At 59.2% G+C, this 17,423-nt stretch carries 15 protein-coding genes; all 15 read right to left on the reverse strand.

The features are described from left to right. Positions 1-36: 36 nt before the first annotated feature. The 15 genes from accA to pyrH all read right to left on the reverse strand — a co-directional run bounded on the left by accA (position 37) and on the right by pyrH (position 17,419). A complete protein-coding gene (gene accA, locus BLS87_RS12075) occupies positions 37-984 on the reverse strand; it encodes an acetyl-CoA carboxylase carboxyl transferase subunit alpha (protein ID WP_074752721.1) in 948 nt (315 codons plus the stop codon). Between the two features lie 139 nt (positions 985-1,123). Next, on the reverse strand, positions 1,124-4,645 hold the full coding sequence (gene dnaE / locus BLS87_RS12080) for a DNA polymerase III subunit alpha (RefSeq protein WP_074752722.1): 3,522 nt from the start codon (positions 4,643-4,645) through the stop codon (positions 1,124-1,126). 71 nt (positions 4,646-4,716) lie between these two features. Then, a complete protein-coding gene (rnhB, locus tag BLS87_RS12085; RefSeq protein ID WP_074752723.1) occupies positions 4,717-5,358 on the reverse strand; it encodes a ribonuclease HII in 642 nt (213 codons plus the stop codon). Positions 5,359-5,369: 11 nt separating this feature from the next. Further along, positions 5,370-6,506 carry a lipid-A-disaccharide synthase gene (lpxB, locus tag BLS87_RS12090; protein WP_074752724.1) on the reverse strand — a complete coding sequence of 379 codons (1,137 nt, stop codon included), beginning with the start codon at positions 6,504-6,506 and terminating at the stop codon, positions 5,370-5,372. Positions 6,507-6,508: 2 nt separating this feature from the next. Continuing rightward, a complete protein-coding gene (gene lpxA, locus BLS87_RS12095) occupies positions 6,509-7,285 on the reverse strand; it encodes an acyl-ACP--UDP-N-acetylglucosamine O-acyltransferase (protein ID WP_074752725.1) in 777 nt (258 codons plus the stop codon). Next, a complete protein-coding gene (gene fabZ, locus BLS87_RS12100) occupies positions 7,282-7,722 on the reverse strand; it encodes a 3-hydroxyacyl-ACP dehydratase FabZ (protein ID WP_074752726.1) in 441 nt (146 codons plus the stop codon). Before fabZ ends, lpxA begins: the two co-directional genes overlap by 4 nt. 112 nt (positions 7,723-7,834) lie before the next feature. Continuing rightward, positions 7,835-8,890 carry a UDP-3-O-(3-hydroxymyristoyl)glucosamine N-acyltransferase gene (gene lpxD / locus BLS87_RS12105; RefSeq protein ID WP_074752727.1) on the reverse strand — a complete coding sequence of 352 codons (1,056 nt, stop codon included), beginning with the start codon at positions 8,888-8,890 and terminating at the stop codon, positions 7,835-7,837. Between the two features lie 4 nt (positions 8,891-8,894). Beyond that, positions 8,895-9,398, reverse strand: a complete 504-nt coding sequence (locus BLS87_RS12110; protein ID WP_062383122.1) for an OmpH/Skp family outer membrane protein — start codon at positions 9,396-9,398, stop codon at positions 8,895-8,897. A 45-nt stretch (positions 9,399-9,443) separates the two neighbouring features. Further along, complete coding sequence (gene bamA, locus BLS87_RS12115) at positions 9,444-11,822, reverse strand: outer membrane protein assembly factor BamA (protein ID WP_074752728.1); 2,379 nt, start codon at positions 11,820-11,822, stop codon at positions 9,444-9,446. 75 nt (positions 11,823-11,897) lie between these two features. Beyond that, positions 11,898-13,250 carry a sigma E protease regulator RseP gene (gene rseP / locus BLS87_RS12120; RefSeq protein WP_074752729.1) on the reverse strand — a complete coding sequence of 451 codons (1,353 nt, stop codon included), beginning with the start codon at positions 13,248-13,250 and terminating at the stop codon, positions 11,898-11,900. A 93-nt stretch (positions 13,251-13,343) separates the two neighbouring features. Beyond that, positions 13,344-14,534 (reverse strand): 1-deoxy-D-xylulose-5-phosphate reductoisomerase, encoded by a 1,191-nt coding sequence (ispC, locus tag BLS87_RS12125; RefSeq protein WP_074752730.1) that lies wholly within the window; start codon positions 14,532-14,534, stop codon positions 13,344-13,346. Next, complete coding sequence (locus BLS87_RS12130; RefSeq protein WP_074752731.1) at positions 14,531-15,349, reverse strand: phosphatidate cytidylyltransferase; 819 nt, start codon at positions 15,347-15,349, stop codon at positions 14,531-14,533. The genes ispC and BLS87_RS12130 overlap by 4 nt, the downstream gene beginning before the upstream one ends. Next, positions 15,349-16,104: a polyprenyl diphosphate synthase gene (gene uppS / locus BLS87_RS12135; RefSeq protein ID WP_074752732.1), complete on the reverse strand. Its 756-nt coding sequence runs from the start codon at positions 16,102-16,104 to the stop codon at positions 15,349-15,351. The genes BLS87_RS12130 and uppS overlap by 1 nt, the downstream gene beginning before the upstream one ends. Positions 16,105-16,121: 17 nt before the next feature. After that, positions 16,122-16,679, reverse strand: coding sequence for a ribosome recycling factor (gene frr, locus BLS87_RS12140; RefSeq protein WP_074752733.1), 558 nt, complete (start codon positions 16,677-16,679; stop codon positions 16,122-16,124). Further along, a complete protein-coding gene (pyrH, locus tag BLS87_RS12145) occupies positions 16,676-17,419 on the reverse strand; it encodes a UMP kinase (protein WP_019692086.1) in 744 nt (247 codons plus the stop codon). The genes frr and pyrH overlap by 4 nt, the downstream gene beginning before the upstream one ends. Positions 17,420-17,423 lie beyond the last annotated feature (4 nt).

Raw genomic sequence — 17,423 nt, forward strand, 5'->3', positions numbered from 1 at the left:
ACCTCGATGCAGGCCTCGATGAGAGGCTCGCTTCGATTAAACGCCGTAGCTCATGAGGCGCTCGTAACGGCGAGCCAGCAGTTCGTCGTTGTTGAACTTCTTGAGCATCGCCAACTGGCTGCTCAGTTCCGCGCGAATCGATGCGGCGGCGGCCGCTGGGTCACGGTGTGCACCGCCCAATGGCTCGCTGATCACTTTATCGACGATGCCCAGCCCCTTGAGACGATCGGCGGTGATGCCCATCGCTTCAGCGGCGTCCGGCGCCTTCTCGGCGGTTTTCCACAGAATCGATGCGCAGCCTTCCGGCGAGATCACCGCGTAGGTGGAGTATTGCAGCATGTTGAGCTGGTCGCAGACGCCGATGGCCAACGCACCGCCCGAACCACCTTCACCGATCACGGTGGCAATGATTGGAGTCTTCAGGCGTGCCATGACGCGCAGGTTCCAGGCAATGGCCTCGCTCTGGTTACGCTCTTCAGCGTCGATACCCGGATAGGCACCCGGCGTGTCGATGAACGTCAGGATCGGCATCTTGAAGCGCTCTGCCATTTCCATCAGACGGCACGCCTTGCGGTAGCCCTCCGGGCGCGGCATGCCGAAGTTGCGACGAACCTTCTCGCGCACTTCACGGCCTTTCTGGTGACCGATCACCATGACTGGCTGATCGTCCAGGCGAGCGATACCACCTACGATGGCCGCGTCGTCGGAGAAGTGACGATCGCCATGCAGCTCGTCAAATTCGGTGAAGATGTGTTCGATGTAGTCCAGGGTGTACGGACGACGCGGATGACGCGCCATGCGCGCGATCTGCCAACTGGTCAGGTTGCCGAAAATGCTTTCGGTGAGCGTATTGCTCTTCTCTTGCAGTCGAGAGATCTCGTCGCCGATGTTCAGCGAGTTGTCATTGCCTACCAGACGCAGCTCTTCAATTTTGGCTTGCAGGTCAGCAATCGGCTGTTCGAAATCCAGAAAATTCGGGTTCATAGGCATCCGTCTTGGGTCGACGGCCAAGAGGCCGGCCGGTTGATCCGTAAGCGCCATACCATAAAGGATCTGGCGTCTTGCGGTCGAGATTAAAAAGGTCGAGCTTAAAAGTGTCGAGTTTAAAATTCGAGATCAGCTTTTAGCGATACTGCAGGAAGACGTTCTCTCGTCCGAACTGGTCACGCAACGCCTGAATCAGGCTGTCTGCGGGATCGATTCGCCACGCTTCGCCGAACTGCAGCAACGCCTTGGCTTCCTGCCCGGTGTAGTCGAGCGTGATCGGACACGCTCCCCGGTGCTTCCTGCACAGGTCACCCAGCCAGCGTAGACGATCGCCCTTGAGGGCCTCGCTATGCACGGTCAGGCGTAAACTTTCGGCAAGGCCGGTGCGCGCTTCTTCCAGACTCATGACCCGTTTGGCGCGCAAACGCAGGCCACCGGAGAAATCGTCGGAACTGACCTCACCCTCCACGACGACCATCGCGTCCGTTTGCAGCAGCGATTGAGCCGCCTGGAACGAGTCGGCAAACAAAGAAGCCTCGATACGTCCGGAACGGTCGTCGAGGGTGATGAAGCCCATCTTGTCGCCCTTTTTGTTCTTCATTACACGTAGCGCGATGATCAGCCCGGCAACGGTCTGAGTGTCGCGCGCAGGCTTCAGGTCCACGATTCGCTGACGGGCGAACCGGCGAATCTCGCCTTCGTATTCATCGATCGGGTGACCGGTCAGGTACAGCCCCAGTGTTTCCTTCTCGCCACGAAGCCGCTCTTTGAGAGTGACCTCCTTGGCATTGCGATGGTTCGCATAAACGTCCGCGTCCGCTTCGACGAACAGCCCGCCAAACAGGTCGGCGTGACCACTGTCATGACTGCGCGCGGTCTGCTCGGCAGCCTGAATGGCGCCTTCCAGAGAGGCCAGCAACACACCACGGTTACGGTCGATATTGGCTTGATACTGTTTTGGTTCATCGAAGAAAAACGGACCGAGGCGGTCCAGCGCGCCACTGCGAATCAAACCATCGAGAGTACGCTTGTTGACCCGCTTGAGGTCGATGCGTGCGCAGAAGTCGAACAGGTCCTTGAACGGACCCGCCTGACGCGCCTCGGTGATCGCTTCCACCGGGCCTTCGCCGACGCCCTTGATGGCGCCCAGCCCGTAAACGATGCGACCTTCGTCGTTCACCGTGAACTTGAACTCGGAGTTGTTCACATCCGGCGCATCCAGGCGCAGCTTCATGGTCCGCACTTCTTCGATCAAGGTCACGACCTTGTCGGTGTTGTGCATGTCCGCCGAGAGCACCGCCGCCATGAACGGCGCCGGGTAGTGTTTCTTGAGCCATGCCGTCTGGTACGAGACGAGTCCGTAGGCGGCGGAGTGGGATTTGTTGAACCCGTAACCGGCGAACTTTTCCACCAGGTCGAAGATGTTACCGGCCAGGTCAGGGTCAATATTGTTGGTCTTGCAACCTTCAATGAAACCGCCGCGCTGCTTGGCCATCTCCTCGGGCTTCTTTTTACCCATCGCACGACGCAGCATGTCAGCGCCGCCGAGGGTGTAGCCCGCCATCACCTGGGCAATCTGCATCACCTGTTCCTGATACAGGATGATGCCGTAGGTCGGCGCGAGTACGGGCTTGAGGCCTTCGTACTGATAGTCGACGTGCGGGTACGACAGCTCGGCGCGACCGTGCTTACGGTTGATGAAGTCGTCCACCATGCCCGATTGCAGCGGCCCCGGACGGAACAGTGCCACGAGTGCGATCAAGTCTTCCAGGCAGTCGGGCTTGAGCTTCTTGATCAGCTCTTTCATACCGCGCGATTCAAGCTGGAACACCGCGGTGGTTTCAGCTTTCTGCAGTAAATCGTAAGTCGGGGCGTCATCCAGCGGAATGAACGCGATGTCCAGCGGTTCCTCGCCGACCTTGGCGCGGTCGCGGTTGATCGTCTTCATCGCCCAATCGATGATCGTCAGCGTACGCAGACCCAGGAAGTCGAACTTCACAAGACCCGCGGCCTCAACGTCGTCCTTGTCGAACTGGGTCACCAGACCGCCGCCTTCCTCGTCGCAATAGATGGCGGCAAAGTCGGTCAGCTTGGTCGGCGCGATGACCACACCCCCGGCGTGCTTGCCGACGTTACGCACAACGCCTTCGAGCTTGCGCGCCATCTCCCAGATTTCCGCCCCTTCCTCATCGGTCTTGAGGAAGTCACGCAGGATTTCTTCCTGCTCGTAGGCTTTTTCCAGGGTCATGCCGACTTCGAACGGAATCATCTTCGACAGACGATCCGCCAGGCCGTACGACTTGCCCTGCACCCGCGCCACGTCGCGCACCACGGCCTTTGCCGCCATGGAACCGAACGTGATGATCTGGCTGACCGCGTTGCGGCCGTACTTCTCGGCCACATAATCGATAACGCGGTCACGACCGTCCATGCAGAAGTCGACGTCGAAGTCGGGCATCGACACCCGTTCCGGGTTCAGGAAACGTTCGAAGAGCAGGTCATACTGCAGCGGATCGAGGTCGGTGATCTTCTGCACGTAAGCCACGAGTGAACCGGCACCCGATCCACGACCCGGGCCCACCGGAACGCCGTTGCTTTTGGCCCACTGGATGAAGTCCATAACGATCAGGAAGTAACCGGGGAAGCCCATCTGGATGATGATATCCAGCTCGAAATTCAGGCGATCAACATAGACCTGACGCTTCTCTTCGTAATTGGGCGTGGTCTCTTTCGGCCACAGCACCGCCAGGCGCTCTTCCAGCCCCTCGAAGGACACCTTGCGGAAGTACTCGTCGATGGTGAGCCCATCGGGAATCGGGAAGTTGGGCAGAAAGTGCGTGCCCAGCTTCACTTCGATGTTGCAGCGTTTGGCGATTTCGACCGTGTTCGCCAGTGCATCCGGCAGGTCACTGAACAGCTCGGCCATCTCCTCGGCGCTTTTCAGGTACTGCTGATCGCTGTAATTGTGCGAGCGGCGGGGATCGTCCAGCGCACGGCCTTCACCGATGCAGACGCGCGTTTCATGGGCCTCGAAGTCTTCCTGCTTGATGAAACGCACATCGTTGGTCGCCACCAGCGGCGCGCCATGGCGCTCGGCCAGGGCCACGGCCGCGTGCAGGTGCTCTTCGTCATTGATGCGATGGGTGCGCTGGACTTCGACATAGAAGCGGTCCGGAAACACGGACATCCACTCTTTAAGCAACGCGTCCGCTTCAGACGGGTTCCCGCCCAGCAACGCCATGCCGATCTCGCCTTCTTTGGCGGCGGACAGGGCAATCAAGCCCTCGCTGGCCTCGGCGACCCACTCGCGCTCGATGACCACCAGGCCGTTACGCTGGCCGTGCATGAAGCCGCGGGAAATCAGCTCGGTGAGGTTCAAATAGCCTTTGGGGTTCATCACCAACAGGCTCATGCGACTGAGCGGCGCGTCGCGATCGCGCCCCGCCAGCCAGATGTCGGCGCCGCAGATCGGCTTGATTCCGGCACCCATGGCGGCTTTATAGAATTTGACCAACGAACACAGGTTGTTCTGGTCGGTCACCGCCACTGCCGGCATGTTCATGGCGGTCAGCGCTTTGACCAACGGCTTGACCCGGACCAGACCATCAACCAGAGAGTATTCGGTGTGCAGGCGTAGATGAACGAAAGAAGCCGGCATGGGTGATCCTATAGCGCACAGAAAACGAAGGCCGGATTGTACCGGCCTCTCATGAAAACATCAGCCCGCGATCAACTGAGCGGCAACGAGGTAAAACCGGTGGAGATCATCATCTCGCGCGCCTCGTAAGCTGCGCGCACCGGGGCGAAAGAACGCCGATGGATGGGCGTCGGGCCCAGTCTGGCCAGCGCCTCCAGGTGAACCGGCGTGGGATAACCTTTGTGCCCGCCGATGCCGTACCCCGGATAGAGAAGCTCCATGGCCGCCATTTCCCGATCACGACTGACCTTCGCCAGAATCGATGCCGCAGCGATAGCGGGCACCTGAGCGTCGCCCTGAATGACAGGGGCGGACGGCACCGACAGCTGAGGGCAACGATTGCCGTCGATCAATGCCAGCTTCGGCGTAATGAGCAACCCTTCGACGGCACGTTTCATGGCCAGCATGGTGGCGTGCAGGATGTTCAGCTCGTCGATTTCTTCGACTTCAGCCCGCGCAATGTGCCAGCACAGGGCTTTCTCGCAGATTTCGTCAAACAACTTTTCGCGCTTGGCTTCGGTGAGCTTTTTCGAATCGTTCAGACCCAGAATCGGGCGATTGGGGTCCAGGATCACGGCGGCCGTCACGACGGCGCCGCACAGCGGGCCACGGCCCACCTCGTCGACGCCAGCGACCAGATCCTCGACCAGATTGAAGTCCAGACCCATTTGCATTGATTGCGCACTCATCGTGAAGGCGACGCGCCAATCAGGTTCAACACCGCATCGGCAGCCTGATTGGACGCATCGCGACGCAAGGTTCGGTGAAGCGCATCGAAGCCGGCCGTCTGCTCCGCGCCGTTGTCGAGCAACGGCAGCAGGATTTGCGCCAGAGCATCGGCGGTCGCCGCGTCCTGCAGAAGCTCAGGGACCAGCAAGCGCTGGGCCAACAGGTTCGGCAGCGACACGTATGGACTCTTCACCATCCGCTTGAGTATCCAGTAGGTCAGCGGCGCCAGACGATAGGCAACCACCATCGGTCGTTTGTACAGCAGCGCTTCCAGAGTGGCAGTCCCCGACGCGATCAGGACCGCATCACAGGCGGCCAGGGCAACGTGGGAGCGACCGTCAAGCAGCGTGAGCGGGAGATCACGACCTTGCAGCAGCAGCTCGATCTGCGCACGGCGTTGCGGGCTGGCACAGGGCAACACAAAACGGATGCCCGGACGCTGAGCCAGCAGACGCTCGGCGGCATCGAAGAACAGCGCGCACAGACGACCCACTTCTCCACCACGGCTGCCCGGCATCAACGCCACGACAGGGCCATCGCCCAGGCCCAACTCGGCGCGCGCCGCATCGCGGTCGGCCTCAAGGGGGATGGTGTCAGCCAACGGATGACCGACAAAACGCACCGGCACGCCTTTCTCTTCGTAAAAGCGAGCCTCGAACGGCAGCAAAGTCAGCATCAGATCGCAACCTTCGCGAATCTTCAGCACACGCTTCTGACGCCACGCCCAGACCGACGGGCTCACGTAGTGAACCGTCTTGATCCCGGCCTGGCGCAGTTTGAGTTCGATAGTGAGGGTGAAATCCGGCGCGTCGATGCCGATGAACACATCGGGCTTCTCGGCGATGAGGGTCTGGATCAACAGCTTGCGACGAGCCAGCAACTCTTTGAGCCGCCCGAGCACTTCCACCAGCCCCATGACCGACAGCCGCTCCATCGGGAAGTAGGAGCGCATGCCCTCCGCTTCCATGAGCGGACCGCCTACCCCGATGAACTGGGCGTCAGGATGACGGGCTTTGATGGCGCGCATCAAACCGGAGCCCAGGATGTCGCCGGAGGCTTCTCCGGCGACCAGCGCTATACGCAGGGCACTCATGATTAACGGGTGATGCCGCGGGTCGATTTCTGGATCGAATCAAGAAACAGCGCGACTTCCGGGAACTGTGCAGCGGGCTCGGCCAGATCGATGATCGCCTGCTCCACGGTCAGCCCTTGACGGTAGACCGTCTTGTAGGCGCGACGCAGGGCGTGGATCGCATCCTCCGAGAAACCACGACGGCGCATGCCCTCGAAGTTCATACTGCGCGCCTCGGCCGGATTACCAAAGACCGTGACGAATGCCGGGACGTCTTTGCCGATGGCGGTGCCCATCCCGGAAAAGCTGTGGGCACCGATATGGCAATACTGATGCACCAGGGTAAAGCCGGACAGGATCGCCCAGTCATCCACATGCACGTGACCGGCCAACGCCGTGTTGTTGACCAGGATGCAGTGATTACCAATGACACTGTCGTGACCGATGTGGGCGTAGGCCATGATCAGGTTGTGATCACCGATCGTGGTTTCCGCACGGTCCTGAATGGTACCGCGATGGATCGTGACGCCTTCACGAATCACGTTGTGGTCACCAATGACCAGACGCGTCGCTTCACCTTTGTATTTGAGGTCAGGCGTGTCCTCACCCACCGATGAAAACTGGTAGATGTGATTATGTTTGCCGATTTTGGTCGGACCGCGCAGGATCACATGCGGACCAATGACCGTACCCTCGCCGATTTCCACACCGGGCCCGACGATCGACCAAGGGCCGACCTCCACATTGTCAGCCAGAATGGCTGTCGGATCGATGATTGCGCGAGAGTCAATCAAACTCATAGTTTACGTTCCGCACAGATGATTTCTGCGGAGCAGACCGGCTTGCCGTCCACCGACGCCTGGCATTCGAACTTCCAGATCTGACGCTTGCAGCTGAGGAACTTCGCTTCAAGGATCAATTGGTCGCCCGGCAACACCGGCTGACGGAAACGCAGTTTGTCGGAGCCCACGAAGTAATACAGGGTGCCGTCGGCAGGCTTTACGTCAAGCATCTTGAAGCCCAGGATGCCCGCAGCTTGCGCCATCGCTTCAATGATCAGCACACCCGGCATGATTGGATGCTGGGGAAAGTGCCCGTTGAAGAAGGGCTCATTGATGCTGACATTCTTGTAGGCACGAATGCTCTTATTCTCAACATCCAGCTCCACGACCCGGTCCACGAGCAGGAACGGGTAACGGTGGGGCAGATATTCGCGAATTTCGTTGATGTCCATCATTTCGAGAGGAAGCCTGTAGTAAAGATTGGGAGTGCGCGACGAAAGCGCGGCACTCCTCTAGCAAATCAAGGAGGCAGTTTATCGGCTTTGCACACTTGATAAGAAAAAGGTATCAGCCATCAGATGATGCTTTACCGCCTGAGGTCACTGCCTCGACAATCTTTTCCAGCTGTTGCAGCCGTCGCGCCATGTCGTCGAGCTGGCGAATACGTGCTGCACTCTTGCGCCATTCCGCGGCCGGCTGCATCGCCGTCCCCGAAGAATAAGAGCCAGGCTCGGTAATCGACCGGGTCACCATGGTCATCCCGGTAATGAAAACACCGTCGCAAATTTCAATGTGGCCCACCAGACCCACGCCACCGGCCAGCATGCAATGCTTGCCGATTTTGGCGCTGCCCGAGATACCGACACACGCGGCCATGGCCGTGTGATCACCCACTTGTACGTTGTGTGCGATCTGAATCTGGTTATCCAGCTTCACGCCATTGCCGATACGGGTATCGTCCATGGCGCCGCGATCGATGGCAGTATTCACGCCAATCTCGACGTCGTCGCCGATGGTGACGCCGCCGATCTGAGCGATTTTCTGCCACACGCCTTTCTCGTTGGCGAAGCCGAAGCCCTCGCCACCGAGCACTGCGCCGGACTGGATCACCACACGTTGACCGATGCGTACATCGTGATAAAGCGTCACGCGAGGCGCCAGCCAGCCGCCTTCACCGATCGTGCTGCGTGCACCAATGAAGCAATGAGCGCCGATGGTGACGCCAGCAGCGATGCGCGCCCCGCTTTCGATCACCGCGTAGGCACCCACGCTTGCGGCCGCATCAACGAACGCGTCTTCAGCGACCACCGCAGTCGGGTGAATACCGGCTGCCGCTTTCGGCTTGGGATCGAACAGGTGGGAAATGCGTGCATACGCCAGGTACGGATCGGCAATCAACAGCGCGTCGCCCGCGTAACCTTCGGCATCCGCCGGCTTGAGCAGCACGGCAGCAGCATGAGTGGTCGCGAGGAATTTACGGTACTGAGGGTTGGCCAGAAAACTGACCTGACCGGGCCCTGCCTCCTGCAAAGTGGCAAGCCCGGTGATTTCTTTTTCCGCCGAGCCACGAAGCGTGGCACCGAGGAACTCGGCCAACTGGCCGAGCTGGATAGTCGCGGTCATGAAGTTACTTCAGCTGGTTCATGCGCTCGATGACTTGGCGAGTGACGTCATACTGTGGCTTGACGTCAATCACGGCACCGCGCTCGAACACCAAGTCGTAACCGCCTTTCTTGATCACTTCCTCAACCGCCGAATCCAGCTTTGGCTTCAGCTGCTTGAGCATTTCACGGTCGGCGACGGCTTTGGCTTCGTTCAGCTCTTTGGACTGGAACTGGAAGTCACGGGCTTTCTGTTTGAAGTCCAGTTCCAGCTTCTCGCGCTCAGGCTGAGCCATTTTGTCGCCACCGGCGACCAGACGATCCTGGATACCCTTGGCGCTGCTTTCAAGAGCCTTCAACTTGGTCAGTTGAGGACCGAATTTCTTTTCCGCGTCAACGGCGTATTTCTTGGCCGCGTCCGATTCCAGCAGAGCCATCTGATAGTTCAGGACAGCGATTTTCATGTCAGCGAATGCCGGGCCTGCGATCAGAACCGTTGCCAGCAATGCCAATTGGGTCAACTTACGCACAATGTAACTCCTGCAAATCCGTTGTCGTTATCAGTGATCAGACCCTTAGAAGGTCTGACCGAGAGAGAATTGGAACACTTGGGTTTCGGTGTTGTTGTCCGGCTTCTTGACCGGCATCGCCAGTGCAAAACTCAACGGACCCAAAGCGGTTACCCATGTCACGCCGACGCCGACGGAGCTGGCCAGACCGGAAAGATCGGGGCCGTTACATTCAACCTTCTCGCCATTAACCGTGGTCTTGGTGGAGCCGCAGTTGGTGTCGAAAACGTTACCCACGTCCCAGAAAAGGGACGTACGGATCGAGCGTTGATCCTTGATGAAGGGCAGTGGGAACAGAATTTCTGCACCCCCGGTAATCAGCACGTTACCACCAAATGGTAGTGGATCTTGATCCGGGTCTTGAACCGTCCCTTTGATCGTATCGTTCTTACTCGGAGTACTGCGAGGGCCCAAGGTACTGTCCTTGAATCCACGGACCGAGTTGAAACCGCCCGCGTAGTAGTTCTCGTAGAACGGCAGGCCGGAGGTGGAACCATAGCCATCACCGTAACCCAGTTCCGAGTGCAGACGCAGGGTGGTGTTGGTGGTGATCGGGTGGAACAACTGGCCGCGGTAGTCGAGTTTGTAGAACGAAAGGTCGCTACCCGGAATCGTCGTTTCCAGCGTCAGGCTCTGCGAGTGACCACGGGTCGGCAACGTGCCTTTGTTCAGGGTCGATTCGGACCAACCCACAGATGCCTTGAAGTTGGTGAAGTTATCGCCTTCCTTTTCAAGGAAATCGAAGATCTCGTCAACGGTGTACGTCCCGGTATTGATCTCATCCTTCTGAACCGACAGACCGAAGTTCAAGCGCGATGTCTCGCTGATCGGGTAGCCCATGTTGATACCGGCACCCAGGCTGTCCACCGAGTAGCTGGCTACGTCAACGTTGAGGTCGTCGTAGTTGGTCTTACGGTAAAAGGCGCTGTAGCCCAGGCTCACGCCGTCCGGCGTGAAGTACGGATCGACGTAGCTGAAGTTGTAGCGGGTCTGGTATTCACTTTTGGTCAGACCGATGCTGACCTTGTTACCCGTACCCAGGAAGTTGTTCTGGCTGATGGAACCACCCAGGATCAGACCGGCGCTCTGTGCAAAACCGACGCTGGCAGTGATCGAACCGGACGCCTGCTCTTCCACGGCGTAGTTCACGTCAACCTGGTCATCGGTGCCCGGCACCGCAGGGGTTTCAACGTTCACTTCCTTGAAGAAGCCCAGTCGGTCGAGACGGGTCTTGGACTGGTCGATCAGGTAAGTAGAAGCCCAACCGCCTTCCATCTGACGCATTTCACGACGCAGCACTTCGTCCGCAGTCTTGGTGTTGCCGCGGAAGTTGATGCGGTTGACGTAGGCACGTTTGCCCGGATCGACGGCAAACAGGATGTCTACGGTGTGGTCAGCATCGTTCGGGGTCGGAACACCGTTGACGTTGGCGAAGGTGTAACCCTCGTTACCCAGACGACGGGTGATCAGTTCGGACGTGGTGGTCATGACCTTACGCGAGAAGACCTGACCCGGCTTGACCAGCAGCAGCGATTTGACCTGATCTTCAGGCACCTTGAGGTCGCCGCTCAGCTTGACCGACTTGACGCTGTACTTCTCGCCTTCATGGATGTTGACGGTGATGTACACGCTCTTCTTGTCGGGCGTGATGGACACCTGAGTCGAGGCGATATCCATGTTGATATAGCCGCGGTCAAGGTAGTACGAACGCAGACGTTCCAGGTCGCCGGACAGTTTTTCCCGGGCGTACTTGTCGTCGTTCTTGAAGAAGGAAAGCCAGTTGGTGGTTTTCAGCTCGAACAGGTCGGTCAGGTCTTCTTCTTTGAAGACCGAGTTGCCCACGACATTGATGTGCTGGATCGCAGCGACCGCACCTTCGTTGATGTTGATCTTCAGGCCAACGCGGTTGCGCGGCTGAGGCACGACTTCGGTGGCAACTTCTGCCGAGTAGCGGCCCTGGGCCACGTACTGACGCTGCAGCTCGTTACGAACGCCTTCCAGGGTCGCGCGCTGAAAGATCTCGCCTTCCGCCAGACCGGACTGTTTCAGGCCTTTCATGAGGTCTTCGGTCGTGATCGCCTTGTTACCTTCGATCTCGATGCTCGCCACCGACGGACGCTCGACCACTGTGATGACCAGAACGTTGCCGTCACGGCCCAGCTGGATGTCCTGGAAGAATCCGGTTTTGAACAGCGCACGCGTGGCGTCGACAAGACGCGCGTCATCGGCCTGTTCACCCACATTCAACGGCAACGCACCAAAGACGCTGCCGGCGGAAACCCGCTGCAGGCCGTTGACACGGATATCGGAGATAGTGAAGGACTCGGCGTGAACTTCGGCGATCATCAGTACGGCAAGAACCGCAGTTAGCAGCAGACGTTTCATGAAGTCCTTTCTTATTCCAACTGGCAATAAACAAACTGCCGCAAAATGCGGCAGATTCACAATTCGGCGTAGCTTTTACAGTCGTCCCAGATCGTTGACCAGTGCGAGCAACATGACTCCAACCACCAGACTTATCCCGATCTGAACCCCCCAGCCCTGTACTTTTTCTGACAGTGGACGACCACGCACCCACTCGACCAGATAAAACAGCAAGTGCCCCCCGTCCAACACTGGAATGGGCAGCAAATTGAGAACCCCCAGGCTTATGCTCAGATAAGCAAGGAAATTCAAGAAGTCACCTACACCTGACTGGGCCGAAGCGCCCGCCACTTTAGCAATGGTTATCGGTCCGCTCAAGTTTTTTACCGACAGCTCGCCGAACAACATTTTCTTCAGCGAATCGAGGGTCAGTACGCTCATGGTCCAGGTGCGTCTCGCGCCCTCTGCCACGGCGGCGAGCGGGCCGTAACTGACTTCACGGAGCATTTCCGGTGGCCAGTCGACACCTTTCACGCCTGCGCCCAGATACCCCGTCGCGGCCTTCCCTTCGCCATGAGCCACCAGCGTGACCGGCACGTCGATTCTTGCACCGTCGCGCTCGACGGTCAGCGAAATTCGGGTATCAGGACGGACACGAACCCAGTCAACGACCTGCTGCCATTCGTTGAGCGGCTGCCCATCCAGAGCCAGCAGGCGATCACCTGTTTTGAGGCCAGCGGCTTGCGCAGGCCCTTTGGGGTCGAGCTCAGCCAGCACTGGCGCCAGCGCCGGGCGCCACGGGCGAATACCCAGCGAGCGGATCGGATCCGGCTCATCGGCACCTTTAAGCCAGTTATCCAGTACCAGCGCGTGCGGCGTGTCGACGTCGGACCCTTGCTCACGCACCTTCAATGCAATGCTGCCGGTCTCACCCAGACGGCGCACCAGCTGCAGGTTGACAGAGGACCAGCCGGTGGTGGCCTCGCCATCTACTGAAACGATTTCCTGTCCCGAGGCCAGACCCGCCTTTTCCGCGATACTGCCGGCCTCGACACCCCCAATGACTGGACGCACCTGCTGGCTGCCCAACATGGCGAGCACCCAGAAAAATACAATGGCCAGCAAAAAGTTGGCGACCGGTCCCGCGATGACAATGGCGATTCGCTGGTAAACCGACTTGCGATTGAAGGATTGATCGACCAGCTCGGGCGGCACATCCCCCTCGCGCTCATCGAGCATCTTCACGTAACCGCCCAGCGGTATGGCCGCCAGGACATACTCAGTGCCCTTGCGGTCATGCCAGCGCAACAGTGGCATGCCGAACCCGACCGAGAAACGCAAAACCTTGACGCCACAACGCCGGGCCACCCAAAAGTGACCGAACTCGTGAAAGGTTACCAGCACACCCAACGCAACCAGGGTGCCGACAATCATGTATAGCGCGCTCATCGCTGTTCTCCGGGTACCGGTTTAGCGCTGCGGGCGCATCTGAAATGCATCGCTGCCCACAGTGATGGACCGGTGCCTTCTGGCATTTGCCGTTTACCGCCCATGGCGGCTGAGCCATTGCTCAGCCAGCACACGAGCCTTTGCGTCGACTTCAAAAACCGTCTCAAGCTCGTTCACCGCAACGACAGGCTCAAGATTCAAGACCTCGTCGATCATACTCGCGATTTCCGGATAACGAATACGCTGTTCCAGAAACGCTGCAACAGCCACTTCATTGGCGGCATTCAAGACCGCCGGAGCACTGTTGCCGGTTTCCGCAGCTTGCCGTGCCAGACGCAGGCAAGGGAAGCGCAATTCGTCTGGCGCCTGGAAATCCAGCCGCGCAATACTGAACAGGTCCAGCGGCGCAACACCCGAATCAATACGCTCCGGCCAAGCCAGCGCATGGGCGATCGGGGTTCGCATGTCCGGATTACCCAACTGGGCCAGCACCGAACCGTCGACGTAGTCCACCATCGAATGGATGACGCTCTGCGGATGAATGACCACTTCGATACGCGCCGGAGCGGTGTCGAACAGCCAGCAGGCTTCGATCAACTCGAGACCTTTGTTCATCATGCTCGCCGAGTCCACGGAGATTTTGCGCCCCATTGACCAGTTCGGATGCGCACACGCCTGCTCGGGGGAGACGTGCTCGAGATCCGCCAGCGGCGTCTCGCGGAATGGACCGCCCGAAGCCGTGAGCAGGATCCGCCGCACGCCGACTGCACCAAGACCGCTGGCGTAGTTGCCCGGCAAGCACTGAAAGATGGCGTTGTGTTCGCTGTCCAGCGGCAGCAAAACCGTGCCGCTGCGGCGCACCGCCTGCATGAAGAGAGCGCCCGACATGACCAGCGCTTCCTTGTTGGCCAGCAGCACCTTCTTGCCCGCTTCGACGGCGGCCAGGGTCGGGCGCAAGCCGGCGGCACCGACGATCGCCGCCAGCACGGTGTCGACCTGTGGATGGGCCGAGACTTCGCACAGTCCGCCCTCCCCCACCAACACGCGGGTATCGAGGCCAGCAGCGCGCAAATCGTCCTGCAACTGACGCGCCGCCAGTGCGGTCGGGACCACCGCGAAGCGAGGCGTATGGCGAACGCACAATGCCAGCAGCTCGGCCAGACGCGTGAAGCCGGTCAGCGCAAAGACCTGATAGCGCGACGGATGACGAGCAATCACGTCGAGGGTGCTGAGGCCCACCGAGCCGGTAGCGCCCAGCACGGTAATCTGTTGAGGGCCGCTCACATCACGCCCCAATCTTTCGCTGCCCACAGCAGCAACGCGAACACCGGAATGGCAGCGGTCAGGCTGTCGATGCGATCAAGCACGCCCCCATGACCCGGCAACAGGTTGCTGCTGTCCTTGACCCCGGATTTACGCTTGAACATGCTTTCGGTCAGGTCGCCGACCACGGAGATGAGCACCACGATCGCCGCGCACACCAGCGCAAACAGAATCTCGGGAAACGACCAGCCACGGGAGATCCCCACGACGGCGGTGATGACCAGGCAGGCTGCAAGGCCGCCATACAGCCCTTCCCAGCTTTTTCCAGGACTGACCTTCGGCGCAAGCTTGCGCTTGCCGAATGCCTTGCCGGAGAAGTAAGCACCGATGTCGGCACCCCACACCAACACCATGACCGCCAGGATCAGCCAGTTACCCATCGGTTCCTGTTTGATCAGAACCAGCCCTTGCCACGCCGGCAGCAAAATCAGCAGGCCGATGAACAGCTTGCAGATCACGCTGGACCAGTGGTCACTGGACTCAGGATACGTGAGCACCAGCCAGGTCGCTGCCAGCCACCAGATCAGCGCAGCCACCAGAATCCAGGGCGCAAGGCCCGGAAGCAGGTAGAGCACAAACAGCAGGACCGCCACGACGGTCGCGTAAAGCACACGAATCGACTGGGTTTCGAACCCCGCCAGTCGCGCCCATTCCCAGGCACCGAGCGCAACCACTGCACCGATGAACAGCGCAAAGCTGCCGCCCTCGAGCAGAAAGAAGCCGCACAGGGCGAGTGGCGCAAGGATCAGCGCTGTAATGATTCGTTGTTTGAGCATTAAGCACGGGCTCCAGCTTCTACCTGCTCGCTGGTTTTCCCGAAGCGGCGTTGGCGCGAAGCGAAATCGGCCAGCGCATGGCGCATGGCATCGTGTTTGAAGTCCGGCCAGAACAGGTCGGAGAAATACAGCTCGGCATACGCCAGCTGCCACAGCAGGAAATTGCTGATGCGATGCTCGCCACCCGTGCGAATGCACAGGTCGGGCAACGGCAGATCACCCGTCGCGAGACAGGTCTGCAGCAGTTCCGGCGTGATGTCTTCCGGACGCAGGTGTCCGGCCTGAACCTCACGCGCCAGACGCTGCGCAGCCTGAGCGATATCCCACTGACCGCCGTAATTGGCGGCGATCTGCAGGACAAAGCGGCTGTTGCCCGCGGTACTGGCTTCTGCCTCGCGGATGGCCGCCTGCAACTCGGGGTGAAACCGTGAACGGTCCCCGATGATGCGCAGGCTGATGCCGTTCTCGTTCAAGCGCTTGGTCTCGCGACGCAAGGCTGTAAAGAACAGCTCCATCAATGCCCCGACCTCCTCGGCCGGGCGCTGCCAGTTTTCACTGGAGAACGCGAACAGCGTCAGCACCTCGACTTTCGCCTCGGCACACACCTCGATCACCGCTCGGACCGCATCCACGCCAGCCTTGTGACCCGCCACACCCGGCAACAGACGCTTTTTAGCCCAGCGGTTGTTCCCATCCATGATGATCGCGACATGACGCGGTACCGATGACGGCACAGCCAGCTTCGTCTTTTCCATGAAAGCTTCCTGACCCCTTATACGGCCATCAGGTCCTTTTCTTTTTCTTCCGTGGCCTTGGTGATCTGGGCCTCGAAGTCTTTGATCAGCTTGTCGATTTCAGCAGTACCACGACGCTCTTCGTCTTCGCTGATTTCCTTGTCCTTGACCAGCTTTTTCAGATCGCCCAACGCATCGCGACGAATATTTCGCACTGCAACACGCGCATCTTCAGCCGCACTGCGCGCCTGCTTGGTGAACCCCTTGCGGGTTTCTTCGGTCAGGGCCGGCATCGAGATCAACAGCATCTCGCCGAGGTTGGTGGGGTTGAGGTTCAAACCGGCGCTCTGGATCGCCTTGTCCACCGCCGAAAGCATATTGCGCTCAAACGCGACGACTTGAAGGGTCCGGGAGTCTTTTACCGTGACGTTGGCCACACCGCTCAACGGCGTATCGGCGCCGTAGTAAGGCACCATGACGCTGCCCAGAATGCTGGGGTGTGCCTTGCCGGTACGAATCTGACCAAATGCATGGTGCAGGGATTCGATGGATTTCTGCATGCGCTCTTGAGCGTCTTTTTTGATGTCGTTGATCATTGTTCGCCTTCCTCGATCAAGGTTCCTTCCGCCCCGCCATGCACGATATTCAGCAATGCGCCGGGCTTGTTCATATTAAAGACACGCAGTGGCATCTTGTGGTCACGGCACAGGCAGATGGCCGTGAGATCCATAACGCCCAGCTTGCGATCCAGCACTTCATCGTAAGTCAGATGATCGAACTTCTCGGCATGCGGGTCTTTGAATGGATCGGCAGTGTACACACCATCGACCTTGGTTGCCTTCAACACGACGTCGGCGTCGATTTCGATGGCACGCAAACAGGCTGCCGAATCCGTGGTGAAGAACGGATTGCCGGTCCCCGCCGCGAAAATCACGACTTCTTTTGCGTTCAGGTGACGCATGGCTTTGCGGCGATCGTAGTGATCGGTCACGCCTACCATGGAAATGGCCGACATTACGATGGCGGAGATATTGGCACGCTCGAGCGCGTCACGCATTGCCAACGCGTTCATCACAGTGGCCAGCATGCCCATGTGGTCGCCTGTCACCCGATCCATACCGGCAGCACTCAGCGCCGCACCACGGAACAGGTTGCCACCGCCGATGACCAGACCGACCTGGACACCGATTCCAACCAGTTGACCCACTTCAAGCGCCATGCGATCCAGCACTTTAGGGTCGATACCGAACTCTTCGGACCCCATCAGGGCCTCGCCGCTAAGCTTGAGTAGAATGCGTTTATAGCGAGCTTGATAACCACTGCCCTGCTGAGCCATTGCG

Source organism: Pseudomonas abietaniphila (assembly GCF_900100795.1).
GTDB classification, from domain to species: Bacteria; Pseudomonadota; Gammaproteobacteria; order Pseudomonadales; family Pseudomonadaceae; genus Aquipseudomonas; species Aquipseudomonas abietaniphila.